Annotated in this window: 29 protein-coding genes and 1 riboswitch; of the genes, 11 read left to right on the forward strand and 18 right to left on the reverse strand. The window is 66.4% G+C overall.

The window, feature by feature from the left end; translation table 11 throughout:
• Positions 1–23: 23 nt before the first annotated feature.
• The 5 genes from MAAFP003_RS23110 to MAAFP003_RS23130 all read right to left on the reverse strand — a co-directional run bounded on the left by MAAFP003_RS23110 (position 24) and on the right by MAAFP003_RS23130 (position 2,845).
• Entirely contained in the window at positions 24–311 is a 288-nt protein-coding gene (locus MAAFP003_RS23110; RefSeq protein ID WP_096290005.1) for a WXG100 family type VII secretion target, read from the reverse strand.
• A gap of 38 nt (positions 312–349) precedes the next feature.
• Entirely contained in the window at positions 350–652 is a 303-nt protein-coding gene (locus tag MAAFP003_RS23115; RefSeq protein ID WP_096290006.1) for a WXG100 family type VII secretion target, read from the reverse strand.
• A gap of 309 nt (positions 653–961) precedes the next feature.
• Positions 962–1,213 (reverse strand): hypothetical protein, encoded by a 252-nt coding sequence (locus MAAFP003_RS23120; protein ID WP_096290007.1) that lies wholly within the window; start codon positions 1,211–1,213, stop codon positions 962–964.
• 179 nt (positions 1,214–1,392) lie between these two features.
• Complete coding sequence (locus MAAFP003_RS23125) at positions 1,393–2,397, reverse strand: glutathione S-transferase family protein (RefSeq protein ID WP_096290008.1); 1,005 nt, start codon at positions 2,395–2,397, stop codon at positions 1,393–1,395.
• Positions 2,398–2,434: 37 nt separating this feature from the next.
• A complete protein-coding gene (locus tag MAAFP003_RS23130; RefSeq protein ID WP_085221888.1) occupies positions 2,435–2,845 on the reverse strand; it encodes a cold-shock protein in 411 nt (136 codons plus the stop codon).
• A gap of 165 nt (positions 2,846–3,010) precedes the next feature.
• Here MAAFP003_RS23130 and MAAFP003_RS23135 point away from each other — a divergent pair, with 165 nt between their 5' ends.
• From MAAFP003_RS23135 to MAAFP003_RS23150, 4 genes are all read left to right on the forward strand, one after another.
• On the forward strand, positions 3,011–3,415 hold the full coding sequence (locus tag MAAFP003_RS23135) for a YccF domain-containing protein (RefSeq protein WP_096290009.1): 405 nt from the start codon (positions 3,011–3,013) through the stop codon (positions 3,413–3,415).
• Positions 3,412–4,491: a GTP 3',8-cyclase MoaA gene (gene moaA / locus MAAFP003_RS23140; protein ID WP_096290010.1), complete on the forward strand. Its 1,080-nt coding sequence runs from the start codon at positions 3,412–3,414 to the stop codon at positions 4,489–4,491. The genes MAAFP003_RS23135 and moaA overlap by 4 nt, the downstream gene beginning before the upstream one ends.
• Positions 4,484–4,771 (forward strand): MoaD/ThiS family protein, encoded by a 288-nt coding sequence (locus tag MAAFP003_RS23145; protein WP_279304552.1) that lies wholly within the window; start codon positions 4,484–4,486, stop codon positions 4,769–4,771. The genes moaA and MAAFP003_RS23145 overlap by 8 nt, the downstream gene beginning before the upstream one ends.
• Positions 4,772–5,008: 237 nt before the next feature.
• Positions 5,009–5,185, forward strand: a riboswitch (cyclic di-AMP (ydaO/yuaA leader).
• Positions 5,186–5,196: 11 nt separating this feature from the next.
• Positions 5,197–6,141 carry a transglycosylase family protein gene (locus MAAFP003_RS23150; RefSeq protein WP_096290011.1) on the forward strand — a complete coding sequence of 315 codons (945 nt, stop codon included), beginning with the start codon at positions 5,197–5,199 and terminating at the stop codon, positions 6,139–6,141.
• Between the two features lie 30 nt (positions 6,142–6,171).
• Here the strand turns inward: MAAFP003_RS23150 and MAAFP003_RS23155 are convergent, their stop codons facing one another.
• From MAAFP003_RS23155 to MAAFP003_RS23170, 4 genes are read right to left on the reverse strand one after another with little or no spacing between them, the layout of a single operon-like run.
• On the reverse strand, positions 6,172–6,597 hold the full coding sequence (locus tag MAAFP003_RS23155) for a molybdenum cofactor biosynthesis protein MoaE (RefSeq protein ID WP_096290012.1): 426 nt from the start codon (positions 6,595–6,597) through the stop codon (positions 6,172–6,174).
• Positions 6,594–7,076, reverse strand: a complete 483-nt coding sequence (locus tag MAAFP003_RS23160; RefSeq protein ID WP_096290013.1) for a MogA/MoaB family molybdenum cofactor biosynthesis protein — start codon at positions 7,074–7,076, stop codon at positions 6,594–6,596. The genes MAAFP003_RS23155 and MAAFP003_RS23160 overlap by 4 nt, the downstream gene beginning before the upstream one ends.
• Entirely contained in the window at positions 7,076–7,606 is a 531-nt protein-coding gene (gene moaC, locus MAAFP003_RS23165; RefSeq protein WP_096290014.1) for a cyclic pyranopterin monophosphate synthase MoaC, read from the reverse strand. Before moaC ends, MAAFP003_RS23160 begins: the two co-directional genes overlap by 1 nt.
• A gap of 11 nt (positions 7,607–7,617) precedes the next feature.
• Positions 7,618–7,818: a hypothetical protein gene (locus MAAFP003_RS23170; RefSeq protein ID WP_096291359.1), complete on the reverse strand. Its 201-nt coding sequence runs from the start codon at positions 7,816–7,818 to the stop codon at positions 7,618–7,620.
• 138 nt (positions 7,819–7,956) lie between these two features.
• On the opposite strand from MAAFP003_RS23170, the gene MAAFP003_RS23175 reads away from it, so the two are divergent.
• The 3 genes from MAAFP003_RS23175 to MAAFP003_RS23185 all read left to right on the forward strand — a co-directional run bounded on the left by MAAFP003_RS23175 (position 7,957) and on the right by MAAFP003_RS23185 (position 13,313).
• Positions 7,957–10,209, forward strand: a complete 2,253-nt coding sequence (locus MAAFP003_RS23175) for a helicase-associated domain-containing protein (RefSeq protein ID WP_096290015.1) — start codon at positions 7,957–7,959, stop codon at positions 10,207–10,209.
• Positions 10,210–10,301: 92 nt separating this feature from the next.
• The gene (locus MAAFP003_RS23180; protein WP_096290016.1) at positions 10,302–11,951 is read left to right on the forward strand and encodes a DNA repair helicase XPB; all 1,650 of its coding nucleotides are present in this window, start codon (positions 10,302–10,304) and stop codon (positions 11,949–11,951) included.
• Between the two features lie 177 nt (positions 11,952–12,128).
• Complete coding sequence (locus MAAFP003_RS23185; protein WP_096290017.1) at positions 12,129–13,313, forward strand: FAD-binding domain; 1,185 nt, start codon at positions 12,129–12,131, stop codon at positions 13,311–13,313.
• A gap of 99 nt (positions 13,314–13,412) precedes the next feature.
• Here MAAFP003_RS23185 and MAAFP003_RS23190 read toward each other — a convergent pair whose 3' ends face one another.
• Both MAAFP003_RS23190 and MAAFP003_RS23195 read right to left on the reverse strand, forming a co-directional pair.
• Positions 13,413–14,558: a thiolase family protein gene (locus MAAFP003_RS23190; RefSeq protein WP_096290018.1), complete on the reverse strand. Its 1,146-nt coding sequence runs from the start codon at positions 14,556–14,558 to the stop codon at positions 13,413–13,415.
• A 16-nt stretch (positions 14,559–14,574) separates the two neighbouring features.
• A complete protein-coding gene (locus MAAFP003_RS23195; protein ID WP_096290019.1) occupies positions 14,575–14,988 on the reverse strand; it encodes a Zn-ribbon domain-containing OB-fold protein in 414 nt (137 codons plus the stop codon).
• 113 nt (positions 14,989–15,101) lie between these two features.
• On the opposite strand from MAAFP003_RS23195, the gene MAAFP003_RS29280 reads away from it, so the two are divergent.
• On the forward strand, positions 15,102–15,263 hold the full coding sequence (locus MAAFP003_RS29280; RefSeq protein ID WP_165796479.1) for a hypothetical protein: 162 nt from the start codon (positions 15,102–15,104) through the stop codon (positions 15,261–15,263).
• A gap of 18 nt (positions 15,264–15,281) precedes the next feature.
• Positions 15,282–15,575, forward strand: coding sequence for a putative quinol monooxygenase (locus tag MAAFP003_RS23200; RefSeq protein WP_096290020.1), 294 nt, complete (start codon positions 15,282–15,284; stop codon positions 15,573–15,575).
• Positions 15,576–15,580: 5 nt separating this feature from the next.
• Here MAAFP003_RS23200 and MAAFP003_RS23205 read toward each other — a convergent pair whose 3' ends face one another.
• From MAAFP003_RS23205 to MAAFP003_RS23215, 3 genes are all read right to left on the reverse strand, one after another.
• The gene (locus MAAFP003_RS23205) at positions 15,581–16,564 is read right to left on the reverse strand and encodes an LLM class F420-dependent oxidoreductase (RefSeq protein ID WP_096290021.1); all 984 of its coding nucleotides are present in this window, start codon (positions 16,562–16,564) and stop codon (positions 15,581–15,583) included.
• 257 nt (positions 16,565–16,821) lie between these two features.
• The gene (locus MAAFP003_RS23210) at positions 16,822–18,978 is read right to left on the reverse strand and encodes a 3-hydroxyacyl-CoA dehydrogenase NAD-binding domain-containing protein (RefSeq protein WP_096290022.1); all 2,157 of its coding nucleotides are present in this window, start codon (positions 18,976–18,978) and stop codon (positions 16,822–16,824) included.
• Between the two features lie 4 nt (positions 18,979–18,982).
• Positions 18,983–20,194, reverse strand: a complete 1,212-nt coding sequence (locus tag MAAFP003_RS23215) for an acetyl-CoA C-acetyltransferase (RefSeq protein WP_096290023.1) — start codon at positions 20,192–20,194, stop codon at positions 18,983–18,985.
• A gap of 197 nt (positions 20,195–20,391) precedes the next feature.
• Here MAAFP003_RS23215 and MAAFP003_RS23220 point away from each other — a divergent pair, with 197 nt between their 5' ends.
• Positions 20,392–21,573 carry a pyridoxal phosphate-dependent aminotransferase gene (locus MAAFP003_RS23220; RefSeq protein ID WP_096291360.1) on the forward strand — a complete coding sequence of 394 codons (1,182 nt, stop codon included), beginning with the start codon at positions 20,392–20,394 and terminating at the stop codon, positions 21,571–21,573.
• On the opposite strand, the gene MAAFP003_RS23225 is transcribed toward MAAFP003_RS23220, so the two are convergent.
• Genes MAAFP003_RS23225 through MAAFP003_RS23240 form a run of 4 tightly spaced genes read right to left on the reverse strand, consistent with a single transcriptional unit; the run spans position 21,560 to position 24,134 of the window.
• Positions 21,560–22,012 carry an SRPBCC family protein gene (locus tag MAAFP003_RS23225; RefSeq protein WP_096290024.1) on the reverse strand — a complete coding sequence of 151 codons (453 nt, stop codon included), beginning with the start codon at positions 22,010–22,012 and terminating at the stop codon, positions 21,560–21,562. The genes MAAFP003_RS23220 and MAAFP003_RS23225 overlap by 14 nt on opposite strands.
• Before the next feature lie 29 nt (positions 22,013–22,041).
• Positions 22,042–22,494, reverse strand: coding sequence for an SRPBCC family protein (locus tag MAAFP003_RS23230; protein ID WP_096290025.1), 453 nt, complete (start codon positions 22,492–22,494; stop codon positions 22,042–22,044).
• 57 nt (positions 22,495–22,551) lie between these two features.
• The gene (locus MAAFP003_RS23235; RefSeq protein ID WP_096290026.1) at positions 22,552–23,685 is read right to left on the reverse strand and encodes a CaiB/BaiF CoA transferase family protein; all 1,134 of its coding nucleotides are present in this window, start codon (positions 23,683–23,685) and stop codon (positions 22,552–22,554) included.
• Between the two features lie 5 nt (positions 23,686–23,690).
• Positions 23,691–24,134 carry an SRPBCC family protein gene (locus MAAFP003_RS23240; RefSeq protein ID WP_096290027.1) on the reverse strand — a complete coding sequence of 148 codons (444 nt, stop codon included), beginning with the start codon at positions 24,132–24,134 and terminating at the stop codon, positions 23,691–23,693.
• Between the two features lie 64 nt (positions 24,135–24,198).
• Here MAAFP003_RS23240 and MAAFP003_RS23245 point away from each other — a divergent pair, with 64 nt between their 5' ends.
• Positions 24,199–25,914 carry an alpha-keto acid decarboxylase family protein gene (locus tag MAAFP003_RS23245; protein ID WP_243394180.1) on the forward strand — a complete coding sequence of 572 codons (1,716 nt, stop codon included), beginning with the start codon at positions 24,199–24,201 and terminating at the stop codon, positions 25,912–25,914.
• Positions 25,915–25,933 lie beyond the last annotated feature (19 nt).

Below are 25,933 nucleotides of genomic sequence, written 5' to 3' on the forward strand. Positions count from 1 at the left end.
TGCTCGTTTGGTGCTGGGCTGTGCTAGGCGAACATCCCGGCGACACCGGATTCCGTCTGCGCCATCGACTGACTGGCCTCGGTGATCCTGCTGGCAAGGCCCTGCAAGGCGCTGTTCAGTTCGGCCGAGGACTCGTCCCAGCGCCGCTGAACGTTTTGGTAGGCCTCCGAGCCGTTACCGCCCCACGCCGCAGCAAGTTTGGTCAGCGAGCCCTTGCCTTCGTCGAGCAGACCCTGGGTCGCTGTGACCCCTTGCTGAATGGTGCTGGCGCCGGCTTCGATACCTGCGAAATTCCATGACTGTTCTGACATTTCGTGTACTCCGTTTCTTGAGGTGTTGGTGGTGGGGGTTAGAAGCCCATCTGCGACGACATCGAGCTGGCGTGCTCGTCGTCGGCCGAGGTGTACTGAATTCCGGCGGTCTGGATGTTGCCGGTGATGTCGCCGAGTTCCTTGACCTGGATCTGGCCCGCATCGCGGAAGCGCGCCAGCGCGAGCTGCGCGGCGTCTCCAGCCTGACCGCGCCACTGTGGCGCCAACTCCGCACCGGCTGACTCCACCTGGTGGATGACGTGTCGGAGTTCGTTGGAGATGCGGTCGAAATTCTCCGCTTCCGCGCTTAGTGTCGCGGCATCGGTCTTCATTTCTGGCATGTCGTAGTTCTTTCTTTGTGTGCGTGTGTCCTCGCCAAAAAATGGTGAGTCTTCCGGCCCTGATACCGGGAAGTCTGGGGGATGGTCCCGCGCTCGCCTGTGTCATCGGCGCGGCTGCACCGCGAATTGCGCTCGGCAACGGAGCTTTTCAGTTACGAATGAAGACGGAAATCATCAACTGGTGCAAACAGCGGCGCGAAAATCGTTGCGATACTGACCGTCACCGGCGGGCCCGATTGGTGGAACGCGGCGCAACAACCAAACGTGTTGCCGATGCCGTTGGGCCGCGTTCGCGGGCGTCGCTTGGTGCTAATTCTTCTTCGGCGTGTTTCCCCCGGAGTGCCTCGGACGATCTTTGGCGAGTTCCACCCGGCGATTGGATCCGGGTGTGTCTCGCACCTGCGGGTCGACCGGTGTTTTGCGCGCGTACCTGATGGCGGCAGCGGTGCCGTCGATCCGGTCGACGTGGCCGACTGCCGGGGCGGCCGAGGCCGTCGGGGCCGACAACAGGACTGCGGCGGCAGCTAGTCCCAAGCCAGTGGTGATCAGGTATTGCCTCATGCGATAACTCCTTGTAGTTAGAACCGGTTAGCGGCTCGATGGGTAACTACAGAGATGCTTTCGCGTCCGCACGCCCGACGCTTGGAGGCAGCGTGGAGATTGCATGGAGACTCAGGGGTGCCTTCGGCGGGCACCATCCCGAAGGCGTTAGGCGCCCGGCGACAGGCACGTCGGGGATGTCAGGCGCCGTGGCCGGCGGGCACCTGCTCGCCGTCGACCGGCGGCCCCGGCGGCGTTCCATCACCGAAAGGCTTGCCACCCAAGGCCTCTCGGCCTTGCGCGGTGAGCCAGCTCGCCAGTTCCGGCCCCTTGGGCACGATGCGGGTCGGATTGATGTCGGCATGCACGATGTAATAGTGCTGTTTGATCTGCACGAAGTCGATGGTGTCGCCGAAGCCCGGCGTCTGAAACAGGTCCCGCGCGTAGGCCCACAACACCGGCATCTCGCTCAGTTTGCTTCGGTTACATTTGAAGTGCCCGTGATACACCGGGTCGAAGCGGGCCAGCGTGGTGAACAGTCGCACGTCGGCCTCGGTGATGGTGTCGCCCACCAGGTATCGCTGATCGGTGAGGCGATCGCTCACCCAATCCAGCGTGGCGAACAACCGGTCGTAGGCGGCGTCGTAGGCGTCCTGCGAGCCGGCGAAACCGCACCGGTATACCCCGTTGTTGATCTCGGTATAGATCCTCTTGTTGACCTCGTCGATCTCGGCGCGTAGCCGCTCGGGATACAGCTCGGGTGCACCGTCGCGGTGGTAGGCGGTCCACTCGGTGGACAGATCCAGCGTCATCTGCGCGAAGTCGTTGGTGACGACGGCACCGGTCGGGACGTCGACGATCGCCGGGACGGTGATGCCCTTGGGGTAATCGGGGAAGCGTTTGAAGTAGGCGTCCTGTAGCCGCGGAATCTCCAGCACCGGGTCGATACCGCCCGGGTCGAGGTCGAAGGTCCAACTGCGCTGGTCGTGCGTGGGGCCGCAAAACCCAATGGAGAGAACATCTTCCAGACCCAGGAGTCGCCGCACGATGATCGCGCGGTTCGCCCATGGGCAGGCGCGGGCGACGATCAGCCGATATCGGCCGGGCTCGACCGGATAGCCGTCGCGTCCGTCGGCGGTGATGCGGGTGCTGATGTAGTTGGTGTCGCGGGTGAATTCCCCGGCACCGGCGACATAGCTGGCCATGTCGTCATTCTGCTACTCCAGAGGAGAACCGGCGGTGCTAGGCGTCGAGCTCCCGGGCCACGGCCTTGACCACCTCGGAGACGCGGCGTGCGACCTTGCGGTCGGGGTAGCGCCCCTTGCGCAGCTCGGGTTGCACGGTGCCCTCCAGCAGGGTGATCATGTCCTCGACCATGCCGTGCAGCTCGTCGGGACTGTGCTTGTGATCGACAGCGGGTGCCTCGCGCCGCGTCTTGGCAAGGGTGGGCGGTGGGTCGATCAGCTTGAGACTCAGCGCCTGCGGTCCGCGCCGGCCGGAAGCCAACCCGAATTCCACCTTCTGCCCCGTCTTCAGCCCCTCGACGCCCTCGGGCAACGCCGACGAACGGACATAGACGTCCTCGCCGTCTTCCTGCGATAGGAAGCCGAACCCCTTCTCGGCGTCGTACCACTTAACCTTGCCGGTCGGCACTGGTCTCACCTGCTTGTCTGAAGGAAATGTCTAGGAATGGACAACATAAGAAGCGTCCCGCCTGTGCAGGACGCGATGCGGATTCAGATCCTACTCGGGTGGTTGCCGGACCAGCACCCCCGTTTCCTTCTCACTCGCTAGGCTGGCATTACTGCTGGAGGTGATATGCGCCTGGTTCTGAACATAATCTGGCTGATATTCGGCGGCCTCTGGATGGCCGTCGGATACCTCGCTGCGGCGCTCATCAGCTTCTTGCTCATCATTACGATTCCGTTCGGGTTCGCCGCGCTGCGCATCGCCTCGTACACGTTGTGGCCATTCGGCCGGACCATCGTCGACAAACCGACCGCCGGGACCGGCGCCCTGATCGGAAACGTCGTCTGGGTGCTGCTGTTCGGCATCTGGCTGGCGATCGGCCATTTGGTGAGCGCTGCGGCCATGGCGGTGACGATCATCGGCATACCGCTGGCGCTGGCCAACCTGAAACTCATCCCGGTGTCGCTGATGCCGCTGGGCAAGGAGATCGTTCCGGTGGGGTCGACGGCACAATTCGCGCGGGTGCCCGCATGACGCTGACCGCACTGGGTCTACCAACGGTGCCGAGTCTGACCGGCGGCGCGCCCGCTGCCGGGATGCCAACGGACGGCCCACTGCTCGACACCTACGGCAGGGCCGCCACCGATCTGCGCATATCGCTGACCGATCGCTGCAACCTGCGGTGCAGTTACTGCATGCCTGCCGAAGGCCTGGACTGGCTGCCCGGCGAGCAGCTGCTGCGGCCCGAGGAGCTGGCCAGGCTGATGCACATCGCCGTCACCCGGCTCGGCATCACCAGCGTGCGGTTCACCGGCGGTGAGCCGCTGTTGTCCCGCCACCTCGAAGGCGTGATCGCGGCAGTGGCGGCACTGCGGCCCCGTCCGGAGATCTCGCTGACCACCAACGCCGTCGGGCTCGCGCGACGCGCGGCCAAGCTGGCCGCGGCCGGGCTGGACCGCGTCAACGTCTCGCTGGACAGCGTGAACCGGGATCGCTTCGCGGCCATCACTCGTCGGGACCGGCTCGCCGATGTGGTGGCCGGCCTGGCCGCCGCCCAGGCGACAGGGCTGGCGCCGGTCAAGGTGAACGCGGTGCTGGATCCCGCCACCGGTCGCGAGGATGTCGTGGAGCTACTGGGGTTCTGCCTCGAACACGGCTATCAGTTGCGGATCATCGAGCAGATGCCGCTGGACGCCGGGCACGAGTGGCGCCGGGAGGCCGCGTTGACGGCCGACGACGTTCTGGCGGCGCTGCGGCCGCACTTCCGGCTGCGCCCGGACCCCGCGCCGCGCGGTTCGGCGCCTGCCGAGCTGTGGCTGGTGGACACCGGCCCGAATACGCCCGCCGGAAAGTTCGGTGTCATCGCCTCGGTGTCGCACGCCTTCTGCGGGACGTGTGACCGCACCCGGCTGACGGCCGACGGCCAGATCCGCAGCTGCCTGTTCTCCGCCGACGAGACCGACCTGCGCGGCCTGTTACGCGGCGGTGCGTCCGACGACGCGATCGAGTTGGCTTGGCGCACCGCGATGTGGGCCAAGCCCGCCGGCCACGGGATCAACAACCCGAATTTCATCCAGCCTGACCGCCCGATGAGCGCGATCGGTGGCTGAACTTCCCCTGGACCTCCAGGACACCGACAGCATCGAGGTGACGATCCGCTACTTCGCCGCCGCACGGGCGGCCTCCGGAGCCGAATCGGAAACGGTGGTGCTGCGCGCGGGCGCCACGGTGGCCGAGTTGGTTGAAAAGCTCGCCGCTACGGGTACCCGCCTTGCAACCGTGTTGGATCGCTGCTCGTACCTCTGCGATGGCATCGCGGTCCGCGACGAAACCAAACCGTTGCGCTCGGGTAACACGATCGACGTGTTACCCCCCTTCGCCGGCGGCTAATTTTGTGAGATAGCTCACGTAACGGAATGATAACGGCCCGGACACGGCCCGATATCGGGTTGTGGTGAGCTGGGCAAATCCCAGGTGCTCCTGCGTCTTTCGAAGATGTCCGTGCGGGAAACGCCGAGTTTCGCAGAAAGTGACGGAGTCGACAGAACCCGCTACCGTCTCCGAAGGCTCGCCAAGATCAACCGAGCGGCGGTCCTCCCTCACCCGTAGCGCCGAGCTCCATCCAATGGGCGGGGGACACCGAAATCTGGATGGAGACGGGGGACCCACCGGTCCGCCGGACTGGGGTCGCGTGCGACTCCTTGGGGTGAAGCCGACGTCGGCTCTCGCGAGACGACGGAAGCCGGGTGACCTCTTGAACCCGAACCCGACAGCTGACCTCGCAGGCGCGTCACGAGAGGAAATATTCGGCGCGTATGAGTGGACGTCACCGCAAGCCCTCGACATCCAACATCAGCGTCGCCAAGATCGCCTTCACGGGGGCGGTACTTGGTGGCGGCAGCATTGCCATGGCTGGTCAAGCAGCCGCGGCAACGGATGGCGAATGGGATCAGGTAGCCCGTTGCGAATCGGGTGGCAACTGGGGAATCAACACCGGCAACGGCTACTACGGCGGCGTGCAGTTCAACGCCGGCACGTGGGCCTCGCACGGCGGGGGCGAATACGCCCCGTCGGCCCAGCTGGCCACCAAGGAGCAGCAGATCGCCGTCGCCGAGCGAGTTCTCGCGACGCAGGGCCGCGGTGCATGGCCCGTGTGCGGCACCGGGCTGTCGGCCCCGACCCCGCGCGAGGTCCTTCCGGCTCCGGCGGGCTTGGACCTGCCCGGGCTGAACGGCCCGCTGGCCCCGCCGCCGGCTTTCTCTTCTTTCTTCCCCTTCCGCCTCGCCGACGCACCGCCTCCTGCCGACGCGCCGCCTCCCGCGGACGCGCTGCCACCGGCGCCGCCCGCCGACGCACCGCCTCCGGCTGACGCACCGCCGCCCGCCGACGCACCGCCGCCCGCGCCGGTGCAGCTGGCGTCCTTCGATCAACCGGCACCGCCCCCCGCGGATCTGCCAGCGCCGCCTCCGGCGGATCTGCCGGCGCCTCCGGCTGACGCGCTGCCACCGGCACCGCCCGCCGACGCACCGCCTCCTGCCGACGCGCCGCCTCCCGCGGACGCGCTGCCACCGGCGCCGCCCGCCGACGCACCGCCTCCGGCTGACGCACCGCCGCCCGCCGACGCACCGCCGCCCGCCGACGCCGTGCAACAGGCCACGAAGGTCGGCTACACGCAGAAACTGTGGGAAGCGATCCGCGGCGAGGACGTCAACGGCAACGACGCCCTGGACTCGCTGGCGCAGCCTGCCCCCGTCAACTGACGCGGGCGGGCCGGCGCTGAACAGACGGCGCTAGGCCGAACCCACCCATTCGTCGGTTCCGTCGTCGAAAAACTGGTGCTTCCAGACCGGTAGCCGCGCCTTAATGGTGTCGACCAGCTGGGCGCAGGTGGCGAACGCTTCCTGTCGATGATCGGCGGCAACCGCGGCAACCAATGCCGCCTCGCCGATGTGCAGCACACCGATCCGATGGCTGGCCGCGACGGCGCGCACGCCGTGGGAAGCCTCGCTGATCTCGGCCACCACCTCCGCCATCACCTGCGCGGCCGACGGATGCTCGGAGTACTCGAGCCGCACCACCCGGCGCCCTTCGTCGTGGTCACGGATCATGCCGACGAACCCGACGATGGCCCCAGCGGAGCGATGGCCTACCAGTTCTTCATGCTCGGCCAGAGAGATCGGACGGTCGGTCATCGCCGCACGCAGGACGACCGTCATCGCTCGTGGTCTTTGCCCGCGATCTGGTCGAGGGCGTGGTCGAGCACGTCGGCAAGCACTCCCAGGCCGTCACGTACGCCGCCGGGCGAGCCGGGCAGGTTGACGATCAGCGTCCGATCGGCCACGCCGCACACGCCGCGCGACAGCACCGAAGTCGGCACGTTGGGCAACCCGGATTGGCGGATCGCCTCGGCCAGGCCGGGAATCATGTAGTCGACCACCGCGACGGTCTGGTCCGGGGTGCTGTCGGTCGGCGAGATCCCGGTACCACCCGTGGTGAGAATGACGTCGACGTCGTCATCGAGTGCGTTGCGCAGCGCCTCTCCGACCGGGTTCCCGTCGGCGACCACTTCAGGTTCTGTGGCCGAAAATCCGTGCTGCTCAAGCCATTCAGCGATGATCGGGCCGCATTTGTCGGTGTACACACCGTCCGAGGCCCGAGTCGACGCGACAATGATCCGTGCGGACCGCTCGCCCATCAGCGCACCCAACTTCCGGTCTTGCCACCCTCCTTGCGGAGCACGCGCACATCGTCGATACGGGCCGCCGGGTCAACCGCCTTGATCATGTCGTAAAGCGTAAGCGCGGCCACGCTGACAGAGGTCAGCGCCTCCATCTCCACGCCGGTGCGGTCGGTGCTGCGCACCGTTGCGACGATCTCGATGTCCGACTCCCCCACGGTGAAATCGACGTCCACTCCGGTGAGCGCGAGTTGGTGGCACAGCGGGATCAGGTCGCTGGTGCGCTTGGCTGCCAGAATGCCTGCCACCCGAGCGGTCGCCAGCGCATCGCCCTTGGGCAGACCACCGCTGGAGATCAGCGCGACGACGTGCGCGGTGGTGCGCAACGCGCCCGCGGCAACGGCGGTGCGCTTGGTGACTCCCTTTTCGCTGACATCGACCATGTGTGCCGCGCCGTGCTCATCGAGGTGCGACAGTGCGTCCGAGCGGGATTGCTGCGCTTGCCAGACCTGTTCAGGTCTGGAAGCAGCCCCGGAGGCCCCAGCCATCGGAGGGATGCCTACCGGTTGATGACCGTAACCGGGTGAACGTAGGGCAGGTGATCGGATTCCACCGGGAACACCAGGTCGCCGAATGGCGACAGCGCACCCGTGCGATCGGTCACCAGCTCGCTTACCGCATGGTCGTCGGGGTCCGTCGTCGGCCAGCCGTTGTCGACGTACCTGGTTTTGCCCGCCTTGCCCTCAGCAATGTCAGCCACGCCGTACATTCTGACAGGTCCTGCCCGCGCGCGTGGCGCTAGTCGGCCTCGGAGATTTCTTCCCCACAGCCGCCAGCAGGCCCTGGTGCACAGTCGTCGTCGCCGGACCACCCGCAAGCTGCTTTACGCTGGTCAGCAATGACCGACAACACCCCGGATATCCCGCTGGGGTCCTGGCTGGCCGACTTGCCCGACGAGCGGCTGATCCAACTGCTGGAACTACGGCCGGACCTTGCCCAGCCGCCACCCGGCAACATCGCGGCCCTGGCCGCGCGCGCCGGGGCGCGGCAGTCGGTCAAGGCTGCCACCGACGAGCTCGACTTCCTTCGGCTGGCGGTGCTCGACGCCCTGCTGGTGCTGCATGCGGACAGCACGCCGGTGCCGACCGCCAAGCTGCTGGCGCTCATCGACGACCGCGCTCCCGAGGCCGACGTGATCGACGCGCTCGACGACCTGCGGCGGCGGGCCCTGGTGTGGGGCGACGTCGCGACGCGGATGGCCGCCGACGCCGGCATGGCGTTGCCCTGGCATCCGGGGCAGGTGACGCTCGAGGACGCCTCACGCACCGGCGAGCAGATTGCGGAGCTGATCAACGGGCTCAACCAGGCGCAGCAGGAGGTGCTGGACAAGCTGCTCGAAGGCTCTCCGATGGGACGCACCCGTGACGCCGCGCCCGGCGCCCCGGCGGATCGGCCGGTGCCCCAGCTGCTGGCGATGGGGCTGCTGCGCCGGGTCGACGCTGAGACGGTCATCCTGCCCCGCCACGTCGCACAGGTGCTGCGCGGCGAACAGCCCGGCCCGATGCAGCTGACTCAACCCGACCCGGTGGTATCCACGACGACATCCGATGATGTCGACGCTTCGGCCGCCGGCGCCGTCATCGACCTGCTGCGTGAGTTCGACGTGCTGCTGGAAAGCCTTGGCACCACACCGGTTTCCGAGCTGCGCAGCGGTGGTTTGGGAATACGCGAGGTCAAGCGACTGGCCAAGGCAACCGGCATCGACGAGCCGCGGCTGGGCCTGGTGCTCGAGGTGGCGGCCGCGGCCGGGCTGATCGCCAATGGCACGCCCGATCCGGAGCCGGAGAACGCCGACGGTTTGTACTGGGCGCCGACGGTGGCCGCCGACCGCTTCGCCGCGATGTCCGCCGCCGAGCGGTGGCACTTGCTGGCCAGCGCCTGGCTCGATCTTCCGGGCCGACCGGCGCTGATCGGCGGCCGCGGCCCGGACGGCAAACCCTATGCGGCCCTGTCGGATTCGCTGTACTCCACGGCGGCTCCACTGGACCGGCGGCTGCTGCTGGGCATGCTCGCCGACCTGCCCGCGGGCGCCGGCGTCGATGCGTCCACGGCGTCGGCGTCGCTGATCTGGCGGCGCCCACGCTGGACCCGGCGGCTGCAGCCCGGGCCGCTGGCCGATCTGCTGGCCGAGAGCCACGCGCTGGGCCTGGTGGGCCGCGGGGCGATCAGCACACCCGGCCGCGCGCTGCTGGCCGAAACCATCGACTTCTCCGCCACGGTCGACGCGATGGCGCGTGCCCTGCCCAAACCGATCGACCACTTCCTGATGCAGGCCGACCTGACCGTCGTGGTGCCCGGGCCGCTGCAACGCGACCTCGCCGAGGAACTGGCGACCGTGGCCAACGTCGAATCGGCCGGGGCGGCGATGGTGTACCGCATCAGCGAGCAGTCGATCCGCCATGCGCTCGACGTCGGCAAGACCCGCGACTGGATGCACGCATTTTTCGCCGAACACTCTAAAACACCGGTACCGCAAGGACTTACGTATCTCATCGATGACGTTGCGCGGCGCCACGGCCAGCTTCGCATCGGCATGGCCGCCTCGTTCGTGCGTTGCGAAGACCCAGCGCTGCTGGCCCAGGCGGTCGCGGCGGGCGAGGACCTGCAACTGCGGGCACTGGCCCCGACGGTGGCCGTCTCTCCCGCGCCGATCGCCGAGATGCTGGCCACCTTGCGGGCCGCCGGATTCGCGCCGGCCGCCGAAGATTCCACCGGTGCCATCGTCGACGTCCGTCCGCTGCGGGCACGGGTGCCCACGCCGCAGCAGCGCCGGCCCTACCGCCCGGCACCGCGGCCGAACACCGAGACGCTGAACGCGGTGGTCTCGGTGCTGCGTAAGGTGACCACCGCGCCGTTCGGCAGCAGCCGCGTCGACCCGGCAGCCGCGATTTCGCTGCTGGCGGATGCGGCGAAGAATCAGGACACGCTGGTGATCGGCTACCTCGATGCCGCGGGCGTGGCCAGCCAGCGGATGGTGTCGCCGATCGCCGTCCGGGGCGGGCAGCTGGTGGCGTTCGATTCGGCGTTGGGAAGGTTGCGCGACTTCGCGATCCACCGCATCACGTCGGTGGTGTCGGCGGACAACGGATAATGGACAGATGACCCGCACCGACAACGGGCGCGGAGCACCCCCTGCCGCGCGGCGGCCAGGGACCCGGAGCGCGACGAGGAGGAGCGGCGCCATTGACTGACGGACCATTGATCGTGCAGTCCGACAAGACGGTGCTGCTGGAAGTGGACCACGAGCTGGCCGACGCGGCGCGTGCCGCCATCGCGCCGTTCGCCGAGCTCGAGCGCGCCCCCGAACACGTGCACACCTATCGCATCACGCCCCTGGCGCTGTGGAACGCCCGCGCCGCTGGGCATGACGCCGAGCAGGTCGTCGACGCGCTGGTCAGTTTCTCGCGCTACGCGGTGCCGCAGCCGCTGCTGGTCGACATCGTCGACACGATGGCCCGCTACGGCCGGCTGCAACTGGTCAAGAACCCGGCGCATGGGCTGACCCTGGTGAGCCTGGACCGCGCGGTGCTCGAAGAGGTGCTGCGCAACAAGAAGATCGCGCCGATGCTGGGTGCCCGCATCGACGACGACACCGTCATCGTCCACGGCAGCGAACGCGGCCGGGTCAAGCAGATGCTGCTCAAGATCGGTTGGCCCGCAGAGGACCTGGCCGGGTATGTCGACGGCGAGGCACATCCGATCACCCTGGACCAGGAGGGCTGGGAGCTACGCGATTACCAGCGGCTGGCCACGGACTCGTTCTGGGCCGGCGGCTCCGGGGTGGTGGTGCTTCCGTGCGGCGCCGGCAAGACGCTGGTCGGCGCGGCCGCGATGGCCAAGGCCAGTGCGACGACGCTGATCCTGGTCACCAACATCGTCGCGGCCCGGCAATGGAAACGCGAACTCATCGCGCGCACCTCGCTCACCGAGGACGAGATCGGCGAATACTCGGGCGAGCGCAAGGAAATCCGGCCGGTCACCATCTCGACCTACCAGATGATCACCCGCCGCAGTAAAGGCGAATACACGCATCTGGAACTCTTCGACAGCCGCGACTGGGGACTGATCGTCTACGACGAGGTCCACCTGTTGCCCGCGCCCGTGTTCCGGATGACCGCCGACCTGCAGTCCAAACGACGCCTCGGCCTGACGGCCACGCTGATCCGCGAAGACGGCCGCGAGGGTGACGTGTTCTCGCTGATCGGCCCGAAGCGCTACGACGCCCCGTGGAAGGACATCGAGGCGCAGGGCTGGATCGCGCCGGCGGAGTGCGTCGAAGTCCGGGTCACGATGACCGACAGCGAGCGCATGAACTATGCCACCGCCGAACCCGAAGAGCGTTACAAGTTGTGCTCGACGGTGCACACCAAAATCGCTGTGGTCAAGTCGATTCTGGCGAAACACCCCAACGAGCAGACACTGGTGATCGGCGCCTACCTCGACCAACTCGACGAGCTCGGCGCCGAGCTGAACGCCCCGGTGATCCAGGGCTCCACCAAGACCAAGGAGCGCGAGGCGTTGTTCGACGCCTTTCGCACCGGCGAAATTTCGACGCTAGTGGTGTCCAAGGTGGCCAACTTCTCTATTGACCTACCGGAAGCCTCAGTGGCGGTACAGGTTTCGGGAACGTTCGGCTCGCGACAGGAGGAGGCCCAACGGCTGGGCCGGCTACTGCGCCCCAAGGCCGACGGCGGCGGCGCCATCTTCTACTCCGTGGTCGCCCGCGACAGCCTGGACGCCGAATACGCCGCGCACCGGCAGCGTTTCCTGGCCGAGCAGGGCTACGGTTACATCATCCGCGACGCGGATGACCTTCTGGGACCGGCGATCTGACGGCGACTTCAGCGCCCTTGGCGCCGAACGTGTTCTGACTGTGCGATTTTCGGCGATTTTTCGCAGTGGCTGCACGCTCGGCGGAAAAACGTGTTCGCGCTCCAATTTGTATCTGTATGCAACTATTGCATAGTGCTATAGTAGACACTACTACTCATCCGCTACCGAGGTGGGCGCATGAAGATCGCCGTTGTCGGTGCCGGCATCGCCGGCCCAACGCTCGCGTACTGGCTGTCGCGTTACGGCCACGAACCAACCCTTATCGAGAAGGCTCCGCGACTGCGCACCGGTGGCTATGCCGTCGACTTCTGGGGCGGCGGATACGCCGTTGCCGAGCGCATGGGGCTCACCGCCGAATTGCATGCCGCCGGTTATGCGGTGCGCGAAATGCGGCTCGTGGACCAAAATTCGCGACGCGTGGGGGGATTTTCGGCCGAGCTGTTCCGGCAAAACCTCGACGGCAGGTTCGTCACCATTCCCCGTGGTGATCTGGCGACCATGATCTACCGCTCTATCGACCACCGCACCGAAACCCTTTTCGGTGAAAGCATCTCGGCCATCGTGCAACATGACTCGGGCGTACGGGTCACACTCGAGCGGGGCGGATCCCGGCAGTTCGAACTGCTCATCGGCGCGGGTGGCGTCCATTCACCGGTGCGGCACTTGGTGTTTGGGCCGGAGGCGAGATTTGCGACCGATCTCGGCTACCGAGTCGCGGCATTCGAAGTCGAGGGCTATCAGCCGCGTGACGAACTCGTCTACCTCGCCTACACCATGCCCGGGCGCATGGTCGCTCGATTCGCGATGCGCGGCGAGAAGACGATGTTTTTATTCGTCTTCACGACCGATCGCATGAGCGGCCCGGACCCGCAGGATGTGTCACAGGCGAAGACAACCCTGCACCAGGTTTTCGGCGACGCGGGCTGGGAGTGCCCGGAGATCCTGCGCAAGCTCGACGAAGCCTCCGAGGTGTACTTCGACCGGGTCAGCCAAATCATCATGGATCGCTGGTCGCACGGACGGGTCGCGCTTATCGGCGACGCCGCGGCCGCCGTCTCCCTGTTAGCGGGTGAGGGAGCCGGTCTGGCGATGGTGCAGGCCTACATCTTGGCGGGCGAACTGAATCGCGCGGGGGTCGATCACCAGGATGCGTTTCGCAGCTATGAAAGGCAGCTGCGCCCGATCGTCGAGGCCAGACAGCGGTCGGCGCGCGGATTCGCCACGACCTTCGCACCAAAGACGGCGCTGGGTGTGTGGACCCGCAATCTGGCGTCCAGACTGCTCAACATTCCGCGGCTGGCCGAGTGGGTGGTTCGAAGCGAATTCCGCGACAGCATCGCACTACCTGAATATGTTGGCTAGCCGGAGCTGCGATTTGGTCGTCGTCCCTGGCGCCGAACGTGCTCTGACTGCGCGATTTTCGGCGATTTCTCGCAGTGGCTGCACGCTCGGCGAAGGATATTAGAGCGACAGGATCGTCGCTGACGCGGTTCCGGGAGCGCCGTACACCTGCGCCAGGCCGACCCGGGGGTTGCCCGGCACCTGACGGTCGCCGGCCTCGCCGCGCAGCTGACGCACCAGCTCATGCACCTGCCGCAGCCCCGACGCACCGATCGGCTCGCCGTTGGCGATCAGCCCGCCATCGGTGTTCACCGGCATCGAGCCGTGAATTTCGGTGGCACCGTCGGCCAGCAGCTTCTCCTGCTCACCGTCGGCGCACAAGCCCGTCTCGGCCATGTGGATGACCTCGTTGCCGGCATCGGTGTCCTGAAGCTGGGCGACGTCGACGTCCTCGGGCCCGACGCCCGCGGCTTCGTAGGCCGCCTTGGACGCGTACACCGTCGGCGAGACGTCCTCATCCAAGGGCGCGAACGTGGCGTGCACCTCGTAAGCACCGAACGTGCGGGTGCGGATTTCGCAGGCACGTACGTATACCGGCTTGTCGGTGTACTTGTGTGCGATGTCGGCGCGACACATGATGACCGCCGCCGCCCCCTCGTCGGGCGCGCAGAACATGTACTGGGTCAACGGGTAGTTGAGCACGTTCGAGTTGAGGATCTCGTCGACCGAGATCTCCTTGCGCCGAAAGGCATTCGGATTCAAGGCGCCATTGCGGAAGTTCTTGTTGGCCACCCGCGCCAGGGTTTCCTGCGAGATGTTGTGGTCGTGCAGGTACTTGTTGGCCTTCATGCCGAAGAACTTGGTGGTGACGAACTGTCCGTTCTGCGCGTACCACTGCGGCAGCGCCAGCTTCGCCGGGTCGTCGGTGAACGCCCCGCGCGGGTGCTTGTCCAAGCCGATGGCGATGCCGATGTCGTACTTGCCCAGCCGAATGGTGTCGGCGGTCTGCTGGATGGCGCTGGCCGCGGTGGCACACGCGTTGAAGACATTGGTGAAGGTGATGCCGGTCAGCCCGACCAGGCGGGTCACCGCGTCGGGGTTGGACACCTCGTGGCTGCCGCCGAATCCGAACTGGATGTCCTTCCACCCCACACCCGCGTCGGTGAGCGCGGCTTGGATGGCCTCGGCGCCCATCTGCATTGCGGTCTTCTCGAACCGGCCGAAGGGGTGCAAGCCCACGCCGATGATGGCGACGTCGTTAGTCATCTCGGATTCTCCTGATCTAGACCGGCTGGAAGGCGAACGTGATGATCTCGTTGCCGTCGGCGTCGGTGGTGAACGGCACCATCGTGAGCTCGACCTCCTGGCCGAACTGCAGTTTGGCCGGGTCGTTCTCGGTCAGCCGCCCCTCGACCCGGATCACGTCGCCGAGCTGCACCAGACCGACGCCGAACGGCACGAAGTCCTTGCCGGTCGGACCGGCGTAGGGGGCCCCGGGCGGGAAACCCTGGGTCGTCCAGGCGACCACGGTTCCGGTCCGCGGCAACAGCACGTCGCTCATCGAGCCGCCGCTGCAGCGCGGGCACCGCTGCTGCACCGGGAAGGTGGTGGCACTGCAATCACCGCATCGACTGCCGATCAGCTGCGGGTTCTCGTCGGGCCAGGTCGAGATCTCGGGAGCGAGTGCCTTCTGCATTGAGGGGTCCTCCAGGAACGTGCGCGGGTGCACCAAAAGAACAATTCTGACTGAACCGTATAACAGCCTTCCGAAAAGTGGAAACCTCATTCTCATATGATGCGGCGGCGAGGGTGGGGCGACTGCCCGTCCCCCTCGACGACAAGGTGGTGGCCGCCGAACAACGCCTGGCCGATCTTTTCGCGGCCTCCGACCAGATTCCGGAGGCGCCCGACTTCGGCAAGTGGGTCGACCGTAGGTTCAACGGTGTGCTCGCGGCGAGCGGCACACAGTGACGATGCGAGGAGACGACGATGACGGTAATAGTGCTGCTGGAACTGAAGTTCAAGCCCGACGAGGTCGGTGCCGGGCGTGAACTGATGGGGCGCACGCTGGAAACCACTCGGGCGTTCGAGGGAAATCTCCGCACTGACGTCTGGGTCGATGAGGCCGACGAAGCCCACTGGATCATCTACGAAGAGTGGGAGTCGGTCGACGCCGACGAGGCCTACCGCGCGTTTCGCGCCGGCGAAGGCAAGGTGACCCAGCTGCCGCCGCTGCTGGCCGCACCTCCGGTCAAGACGAGGTACACCACCAGCGACGTCTGAGCGGGCTAGCCCAGGGCGGGAATGACTTCCCGCTCGAACAACTCGATGCCGGATCGGTCGTAGGCGGCCTCGGGGAAATAGACGATCGCGTATTCGCAGCCGAGATCGCGGACCTTGGCCAGCCGCTCGATCACCTGTTCCGTGGTGCCCATCGCCGAGTCGGGAAGGCTACCGGTCATCGAATCCGCCAGGGACTCAGGCACATAGTCGACCAGCCGGTCGCGCACCCGCTGCTGGCGGTCTTTGACCTCGGACTCGGAGGTGCCGACGATGGCGGTGAAGTTGGCCGAACGCACGATCGCGTCGAAGTCGGTGCCCACGTCGCGGCAATGCCCGGCGAGCACCTCCGACTTCTGGGCAAACGCCTCGGGCTCCGCCGTGAAGTTGGTGTACTGCGCGTACTGCGCCGCGATGCGCAGCGTCACCTTCTCGCCCCCACCGGCGATCCACAGCGGAATACCATTGTCCTGCAACGGCTTCGGCTCGACGATCGCACCGTCGACCTGGTAGTGCTTGCCGTCGAAGCTGACTTTGCCATCACGCCAGGCGTCGCGCATGATCTGCACGCCTTCGTCGAGGCGGCCCAATCGCACGCCGGCCGATGGGAACCCGTAACCGTAAGCGCGCCACTCGTGTTCGTACCAGCCGCCGCCGATGCCCATCTGGATGCGACCGCCGGAGATGATGTCGGCGGTGGCCGCCACCTTGGCGAGGTAGACCGGATTGCGGTAGCTCATGGCCGTGCACATTTGGCCGAGCTTGACCCGTGACGTGGTCGCGGCGTAGGCCGACATCAACGACCAAGCCTCGTGCGTCGCTTCGGCGCTCGGCATCGGGACGGTGTGGAAGTGGTCGTAGACCCACACCGAGTCCCAGGCGCTGCCGTCGGCGTAGGAGGCCAAGTCCCGCATCACCGCCCAGTGTTTCGCCGGGTCGATGCCTACCAGATCCATCCGCCAGCCCTGCGGAATGAAGAAACCAAAGCGCATGGTTAGCGACTCTAGCTCTCGTCGGGGCGAGCCGGAATGGGTTGGGATGCCACGTTCGCTCACAGCAGATCCCTACCAGCGCCCCGCCGGTGTCGGCAGGACAGCGCTCAATGAATGCGTTGCAAACAAGGGCGATACGAGTGATGTACGACTGATGGAGCACAAGGAATACGCGGACGTTCGACACAATGAGCCACCGCGAAAAGCCCCCGAAACCACGCTGTTTCGAGGGCTTTCGCGAAATGCTCGAACGGAACTCAGGCCAGCGAATCCGGCGGCAGGAAGCGGTCGCCATACTTGGCGGCCAGCTCACGGGCCCGCGCCACGAAGGCTTCCTTGCCCGTACCGCCCGCACCGGAGTAGCCGACGATGAACTGCGCGCTACCACCGGTGTACGGCGGGAACCCGATACCCATGATCGATCCGATGTTGGCGTCGGCAGTCGACGTCAACACGTTCTCGTCGAGGCACTTTTGGGTTTCCAGCGCCTCGGCGAACAGCATCCGATCGATCATGTCCTGCAACGGAATCTCCGCGCTGCCCGACTTGAACGTCTCCCGCAGGCCCGGCCACAGGCGGGTCCGCTTGCCGTCGACGTACTCGTAGAAGCCCGCGCCCTTCAACCGAGACGGACGGCCGAGCTCGATCATCTTCTCGACGACGGCCTCGGCCGGGTGCGGCTCGTAGGTGCCGCCCGCGTCCTCGACACCCTTGCGGGTGGCGGTGGCGATCTTGTGCATCAGCTCCAGGTTGAGCTCGTCGGACAGCTGCAGCGGCGGCGCCGGGTAGCCGGCCTGCGAACCAGCATGCTCGACACTGGCGGGCTCCACACCCTCGCCCAGCATCGCCAGCGCCTCGTTCACGAACGTGCCGATCACGCGGCTGGTGAAGAAGCCGCGACTGTCGTTGACGACGATCGGGGTCTTGCCGATCGCCAGCGTGTAGTCGAACACCCGAGCCAGCGCTTCGTCAGAAGTCTTCTCGCCCTTGATGATTTCGACCAGTGGCATCTTGTCGACCGGTGAGAAGAAGTGGATCCCGATGAAGTCCTCTTGGCGCTTCACGCCGGTCGCCAGACCGGTGATCGGCAGCGTCGAGGTGTTCGATCCCAGCAGTGCGTTGGGCTCGACGATGTCCTCGATCTCCTGGAACACTTTGTGCTTGAGGTCCTGGTTCTCGAACACGGCCTCGATCACGAAGTCGACACCCTTGAAGTCGGCGGGGTCGGCCGACGGCGTGATGCGGCCCAGCAGCGCCTTGCTCTTCTCCTCGGTGGTCTTGCCACGCTCAAGTGCTTTGGCCTCAAGCTTTTCCGAGTAGTTCTTGCCCTTCTCGGCGGCCTCGATGCTGACGTCCTTGAGCACCACGTCGTAACCAGCCTTGGCCGAAACGTAGGCGATACCGGCGCCCATCATGCCCGCGCCCAGCACACCGATCTTGTTGATCTTCACCGGCTCGATCCCGTCGGGACGCGATCCACCGGAGTTGATGTACTGCAGATCGAAGAAGAACGCCTGGATCATGTTCTTCGCGACCTGACCCGTGACCAGCTGGGTGAAGTAGCGGCTCTCGATGCGGCTGGCGGTGTCGAAGTCCACCTGCGCGCCCTCGACGGCCGCGTCCAGAATTGCTCGCGGCGCCGGCATCGGCGCACCCTTGAGCTGCTTCTTGAGCAGCGCCGGGAAGGACGGCAGGATGCCGGCCAGCGCGGGGCTGGACGGGGTGCCGCCGGGCATCTTGTAACCCTTTTTGTCCCAAGGCTGTTCGTGCGAGTCGGGGTTGGCCTTGATCCACGCCTTGGCGGCGGGGACGAGTTCGTCGACCGAGCCGACCAGCTCGTCGACCAGTCCGATCTCCTTGGCCTTCGCCGGCTTGAAGCGGGTGCCCTGCGACAGGATGTTCATGAACGCATTCTGGATGCCGAACATCCGCACGGTGCGGGTCACCCCGCCGCCGCCGGGCAGCAGGCCCAGCGTTACCTCGGGCAGCCCGAGTTGACTCCCCTTGACATCGGCCGCGATTCGGTGATGACACGCCAGCGCGATCTCCAGGCCACCGCCGAGCGCGGCACCGTTGATGGCAGCCACCACCGGCTTGCCCAGGGTCTCCAGGGCGCGCAGGTCCCGCTTGACCGACTCGACGGTGTCGAACGCCTCACCGGCATTCTCCGGACCGAGGTTGATCATGGCCTTGAGGTCGCCACCGGCGAAGAAGGTCTTCTTCGCACTGGTGATAACCACACCGGTGATCGAATCCTTCTCTGCCGCAAGACGTTCGACCGTATTGTGCATGGACGCGCTGTAGTGCTCGTTCATCACATTGGCCGACCCGGTGGGGTCGTCAAGCGTCAGCGTGACGATGCCGTCGGCGTCCTTGCCCCACTGGATGGTGTTCTCTAGCTTGGTCTCTGGCATTGCCTTAAACCCTCTCAATGATGGTCGCGACACCCATGCCGCCACCGATGCACAGCGTGATCAGCGCGCGACGCGCGTTGCGGCGCTCGAGCTCGTCGACCATGGTTCCGGTGATCATGGCGCCGGTGGCGCCCAGCGGGTGGCCCATCGCGATGGCACCACCGTTGACGTTGAGCTTCTCGTCCGGGATGTTGAGGTCTTTCTGGAACTTCAGCACCACCGACGCGAATGCCTCGTTGAGCTCGAACAGGTCGATGTCGTCGATCGTCAGGCCGGCACGGTCGAGCACCTTGCGGGTGGCCGGCGTCGGGCCGGTGAGCATGATGACCGGGTCCGCACCGCTGGTGGCCGTGGCCACGATGCGCGCCCGCGGGGTCAGGCCCTGGGACTTGCCCGCGGCTTCCGAGCCGACCAGCACCAGCGCGGCGCCGTCGACGATGCCGGAGCTGTTGCCGCCGGTGTGCACGTGGTTGATCTTCTCGACATAGTGGTACTTCGTCAGCGCCACGTCGTCGAAGCCGCCCATCTCGCCGATGCCGTCGAACGCGGTCTTCAGCTTGGCCAGGCCCTCCATCGTGGTGTCGGGGCGCATGTGCTCGTCGTGGTCGAGGATGACCAGACCGTTCTGGTCACGCACCGGCACGACCGACTTGGCGAAATAGCCTCCCGACCAGGCTTCGGCGGCCTTCTCCTGCGAGCGCAACGCATAAGCGTCGACGTCCTCACGGCTAAAGCCCTCGATGGTCGCGATCAGGTCGGCGCCGATACCCTGCGGCACGAAGCCGATCTGGTAGTTGGTCTCGGGGTCGGTCGCCCAGGCGCCGCCGTCCGAGCCCATCGGGACACGGCTCATCGACTCGACACCACCGGCCAGGACCAGGTCGTCCCAGCCGGAACGCACCTTCTGCGCGGCGGTGTTGACGGCCTCGAGACCCGAGGCACAGAACCGGTTCAGCTGCACACCGCCGGTGGTCTCGGGCAGCCCGGCGGCCAGCACCGCGGTGCGGGCGATGTCGCCACCCTGGTCACCGACCGGGGACACCACGCCCAGGATCATGTCACTGATCAGGTTCTCGTCCAGGTCGGGATTACGCCGGCGCAGCTCGTCGACCAGGCCGACGACCAGGTTCAGCGGCTTTACCTCGTTGAGCGATCCGTTGCGTTGCTTCCCGCGGGGTGTGCGGATGGCCTCATAGATGAAGGCTTCTTCGGACATGTCGACTTCCTGTTCGCAAAATGGGGTTTCGGGTCCGTCTAGGTGCACCCTAACAGGGGCGCCCGGCCAACCTGTTGGTTGGGCAAGTCGGCCCCGGTCTGGTAACCGCCGGGACGAGTGTGCGTCCGGCCGCACACTCGATGTCGAAGGTGCGGCTGGCCGCACACCCGGCCGACGTCCGCCTAAGCTCGACGACCATGACGGTGTCGCGATTGCGGCCCTACGCGACCACGGTGTTCGCCGAAATGTCGGCGTTGGCCGCGCGCATCGGCGCGGTGAACCTGGGTCAGGGCTTTCCCGACGAGGATGGACCCCCGGCGATGTTGAAGGCCGCACAAGACGCGATCGCCGACGGCGCCAACCAGTACCCGCCCGGGATCGGCATCGCGCCGCTGCGCCAGGCCGTCGCGGCGCAGCGCAAGCGGCATTTCGGCATCGACTACGACCCCGACACCGAGGTGCTGGTGACGGTCGGGGCCACCGAGGCCATCGCGTCGGCGGTCATCGGCCTGGTCGAGCCGGGCTCGGAGGTACTGCTGATCGAGCCTTTCTACGACTCCTACTCGCCGGTGGTCGCGATGGCCGGCGCACACCGCGCCGCCGTACCGCTGGTTTCCGACGGCCGCGGCTTCGCGCTGGACACCGACGCGCTGCGGCGGGCGGTGACACCAAAGACCCGGGCCCTCATCGTCAACTCGCCGCACAACCCGACCGGCGCCGTGCTGAGCGCAGCCGAACTGGAGGCGATCGCCGAAATCGCGGTGGCCGCAGACCTTTTGGTGATCACCGACGAGGTGTATGAGCACCTGGTGTATTCTTCGCCCCACGGCCATCGTCATCTGCCGCTGGCCGGTTTCGACGGCATGGCGCAGCGCACCATCACCATCTCCAGCGCGGCCAAGATGTTCAACTGCACCGGCTGGAAGATCGGATGGGCTTGCGGTCCAGCACAACTCATCGCCGGTGTGCGCGCGGCCAAACAGTACCTTAGCTATGTCGGCGGGGCGCCGTTCCAGCCCGCGGTCGCGCTGGCGCTCGACACCGAGGACGCCTGGGTGGACGACCTGCGGCGCTCGCTGCAAGCCCGGCGCGACCGGCTGGCCGCCGGCCTGGCCGACATCGGTTTCGCGGTGCACGAGAGTAACGGCAGTTACTTCCTGTGCGCCGACCCTCGGCCACTCGGATACGACGACAGCACGACGTTCTGCGCGGCACTACCGGAAAAGGTTGGTGTGGCGGCTATTCCGATGTCGGCGTTCTGCGACCCGACCGCGCCGCATGCCGATCTGTGGAATCACTTGGTGCGCTTCACCTTCTGCAAGAGCGACGACACCCTCGACGAGGCGATCAGGCGACTGTCCGCACTCAAGACTGCTTAGCATCCTCGTCGCCCATCACGCGCTTACGCAGGCCTTCCAGAGCGGCGTAGAGGATTTTGTTGCCCGCCGAGCGCACCCAGAACCCGGGCAGTGGTGCCCTCAGCTCGATCGTGAGACTGAATCGGACCCGGGTCTTGTCGTCGCCCTCGCGCTCCAAGTTGTATTCGCCATGTTGAGCGTGTTGCTGCGAGGTCTTCTGCGCATCCCACACCATCCAGTCGGGACCCCAGTGATATTCCACCATTTCGGTGTCGGCGATGCCGCTCACCCTGATCGTCATGCGCACGTGGTGCGGCATGCCGTCGGGATATCGGTCGACGACTTCGACCCGCTTGTGCAACGGAGACCACGAGGGCACGGCGTCCATGTCGGCCAGCGCCTCCATGATCACGTCCGGGGGCGCCCCGATGACAATTTCCGACGATGCGCGTATGGCCACTGCCTAACAAATTAGCAATGGAGATCGAATTACGTTGCCTTATCCGGACCACCCCGCGCGACCAGATCGCGCAGCCCCTTGATCGACGCGTCGAGAACGTGTTCCATCGCGCGCCGAACGACGAATCCGGGAATGGGCCCTGCCGGTTCGACGGTGATGTCGAACCGCACCCGCGTCTTGTCGACGCCCTCGGGCTTGAGGTTGTATTCGACGTGCTGGCCGTGTTGTTGGGCCGTCCCCTTGACGTCGTACACCACCCAGTCCGGGCCCCAGTGGTATTCCAGCACCTCTTTGTCACGCAGGCCCATAATTCTGATGGTGGTTTTCACGTGGTGCGCACGGCCGTCCGGATAACGGTCGACGACTTCAATTTTTTTATGCAGCGGCGACCAGGATTCCAGCACGCTGACATCCTCGAGCGCCCCCATGACCACGTCGAGCGGCGCATCAACTATGAATTCACGTGATGCCTTTACAGCCACTGAGCTCAACCTAGCAATCCGGTTCGAGGCACGGAACGTATTCGGGTAAGTAATTTGCTACCAGTTGATTTCGTCGATCGGCGTGGTGGCGGCCGGCGGTGGTCCGACGGGCCCGGCCGGCGTTCGCGAGAAACGCGGAGCGGGCGCGGCCTGCTCGACACCGTGGGCGGTGATCAGCGTCGACCGCGCGTTCAAATGTTCGTTGCAGGCGGCCTCGTTCCACGTCAGCACCGGCGTGACACACGCGTCGGTGCCGGCGAAAACCTGAGTCCACTCCTCTCGCGTCCGGCTGGCGAAGCGCTGCGCGAACACGTCGTACATCTGCTGATACGAACCGCTTTCAAGCTGCCCCGGCACCTCGCCGGGTGACAGACCGAGCCCGTTGAGCAACGCCGCGAAGAACTGCGGCTCGATCGCGCCGACGGCCATGTACTTGCCGTCGGAGGTTTCATAGCAACGGTAGAACGGCGAGCCGCCGTCGAGCAGAAACGATTCGCGCTTATCGCGCAGGCTGCCAATTGCCTTCATGGTCCACATCATTTGGGCAAGCACGCTGACGCCGTCGACCATCGCGGCGTCGACGATCTGCCCGCGGCCCGACCGCTCGCGTTCGTACAGCGCGACGGCGATACCGATGAGCACCAGCATCGACCCGCCGCCGAAATCGGCGACCAGGTTCAGCGGCGGCATCGGCGGCCGGTCGGCGTAGCCCAGCGCCGAGAGCGCTCCGGTCTGCGACAGGTAGTTGATGTCGTGCCCCGCCGTCGACGCCAACGGCCCCTCCTGGCCCCAGCCGGTGATCCGCGCGTAGATCAGTCGCGGATTGACCGCCGCGCAGTCGCCGGGTCCAATCCCGAGTCGCTCGCAGGTGCCAGGCCGAAAGCAGTCCAACAACACGTCGGCCTTGGCGGCGAGCTCGAGCAATGCGCCCGGGTCAGTCTTGACGTCGAGGTCGACGATCCGCTTGCCCCGGTGCAACAGGTCGCGGTCCTCGGCCGGCATCGTCGGGACTGCCTGCCGGCGACCCGCCTCGCCCGGCTTCGCCGCGCTTGCGATCGCCGCGCCGCCGGGGCGGCGCACCCGCACCACGTCGGCACCCAGGTCGGCGAGCATCATGCCCGCGTGGGGCCCGGGTCCGATGCCGCCGAGTTCGATGACTTTGATCCCGGCCAGGGGTCCCGCGCCGGTCACGGCGGCTACTTACCCTTCTTCACCTGCAGCACCCGCTTGCGCAAGCCCTCGGTCCCGGTATCGACGGTGCCTTTGATGGCGCGCTTCAACACGAAGCCCGGCAACGGCACCACGGGATCGACGCTGAGCTCGAACTTGACCAGGGTGGCGTCGCCCTTCGGCGTCAGTTTGTAGGAGGCATCCTGGGAGCGCTGCTGACCGGAGCTGATCAGCGTCCAGCTCACCTCGTTGTCGCCCCACGAGTACTCGACCACCTGCTCGTCGGTGATGCCCGCGGCTTTGACTTTCATCTTGACCTTGGTGGGGCGCCCGTCGGCGTCACGCTCCAGGATTTCGACGCTCTGGTGGGGCGGCGACCATTCGGTCACCGAGTCGAGATCGGCGATGACGTCGAGGATCTCTTCGGGGCTGGCTTCGATGACAACTTCGCGGGTTTCGTTGATCGCCATGGCCCGCACGATAGCGAAACCACGCCCGGCGGGGAGCGCTTTCGACCAGCGTAACGTCGACTTCGTGACTGCTACCACGCCAGACGCGGCGGCCGGGCCCGCGGATCCTGTCTACACCATCGGCGACTACCTGTTGGACCGTCTCGCCGAGCTTGGCGTCTCGGAGATCTTCGGCGTCCCCGGCGACTACAACCTGGAATTCCTCGATCACATCGTCGCGCATCCACGGATTCGGTGGGTGGGCAACGCCAACGAGCTGAACGCCGGCTACGCCGCCGACGGTTATGGCCGGCTGCGCGGAATGGCCGCTGTGGTAACGACATTCGGCGTGGGGGAGCTTTCGGCGACCAATGCGATCGCCGGCAGCTACGCCGAGCATGTCCCGGTGGTGCACATCGTCGGTGGCCCCTCCAAGGACGCCCAGGGCACCAGGCGGGCGTTGCACCATTCGCTCGGTGACGGCGACTTCGAGCACTTCTTCCGCATCAGCCGTGAAATCACCTGTGCTCAAGCCAATCTCATGCCGGCGACGGCATGCCGGGAGATTGACCGGGTGCTGTGCGAGGTGCGCGAGCAGAAGCGGCCGGGCTACATCCTGCTGTCCACCGATGTGGCACGCTTCCCCACCGAACCGCCTGCGGCGCCGCTGCCCCGCTACACCGGCGGGACCAGTCCGCGCGCGCTGTCGATGTTCATCGACGCGGCCCGCGAACTCATCGGCGACAACCGGCTGACCGTGCTGGCCGACCTGCTGGTGCATCGGCTACAGGCGGTCAAGGAACTCGAGGCGCTACTGAACGCCGACGTGGTGCCCTACGCCACGCTGATGTGGGGCAAGAGCCTTCTCGACGAGAGCGCACCCAACTACCTCGGCATCTACGCCGGCGCGGCCAGCGCGCCCGCCGTGCGTGCCGCGATCGAGGACGCACCAGCGTTGGTCACCGCCGGGGTGGTGTTCACCGACATGGTGAGCGGCTTCTTCAGCCAACACATCGACTCCACCCGGACCATCGACGTCGGGCAGTATCAGAGCAGTGTGGCCGGTGAGGTGTTCGCGCCGCTGGAAATGGGCGCCGCGCTCGGGGCGCTGGCCGAGATCCTGACGGGGCGCGCAACCAGTTCACCACCCGTCACGCCGGCAGCGGGCCACCAGCCCGCGGCCTCGGCCCCCGCGCCTGGGCGCGATCAGGCACTGACCCAGGAGATGGTGTGGGACCGGCTGTGCAACGCGCTCACACCGGGCAACGTGGTGCTCGCCGATCAGGGCACCTCCTTCTATGGGATGGCCGACCACAGGCTACCCAAGGGGGTCACATTCATCGGCCAACCCCTTTGGGGCTCAATTGGTTACACGTTGCCCGCGGCGCTCGGCGCGGCCGTAGCGCACCCGGACCGAAGGTCGGTGTTGTTGATCGGTGACGGCGCCGCGCAACTGACCGTGCAGGAACTCGGCACGTTCTTTCGCGAAGGGCTGTCGCCCGTCATCGTCGTGGTCAACAACGACGGCTATACGGTCGAACGGGCGATCCACGGAGAGACGGCGCCCTACAACGACATCGCCAGCTGGAGTTGGACCGACATCCCCAACGCGCTCGGCGTGGCCAACCACCTCGCGTTCCGCGCGCAAACCTACGGCGAACTCGACGACGCGCTGACCGCGGCGGCAGGGCATCAGGACCGCATGGTGCTTGTCGAAGTGGTGTTGCCCCGCATGGAAATTCCCCCGCTGCTGGTCGAACTCGTGCAGCCGATGTCGCCGGACGGCAGTAGGCGCCGCTGAAAGGTGGCGACATCGAGCG

It is taken from the genome of Mycobacterium ahvazicum, assembly GCF_900176255.2.
In the GTDB taxonomy this organism is placed as follows: domain Bacteria; phylum Actinomycetota; class Actinomycetes; order Mycobacteriales; family Mycobacteriaceae; genus Mycobacterium; species Mycobacterium ahvazicum.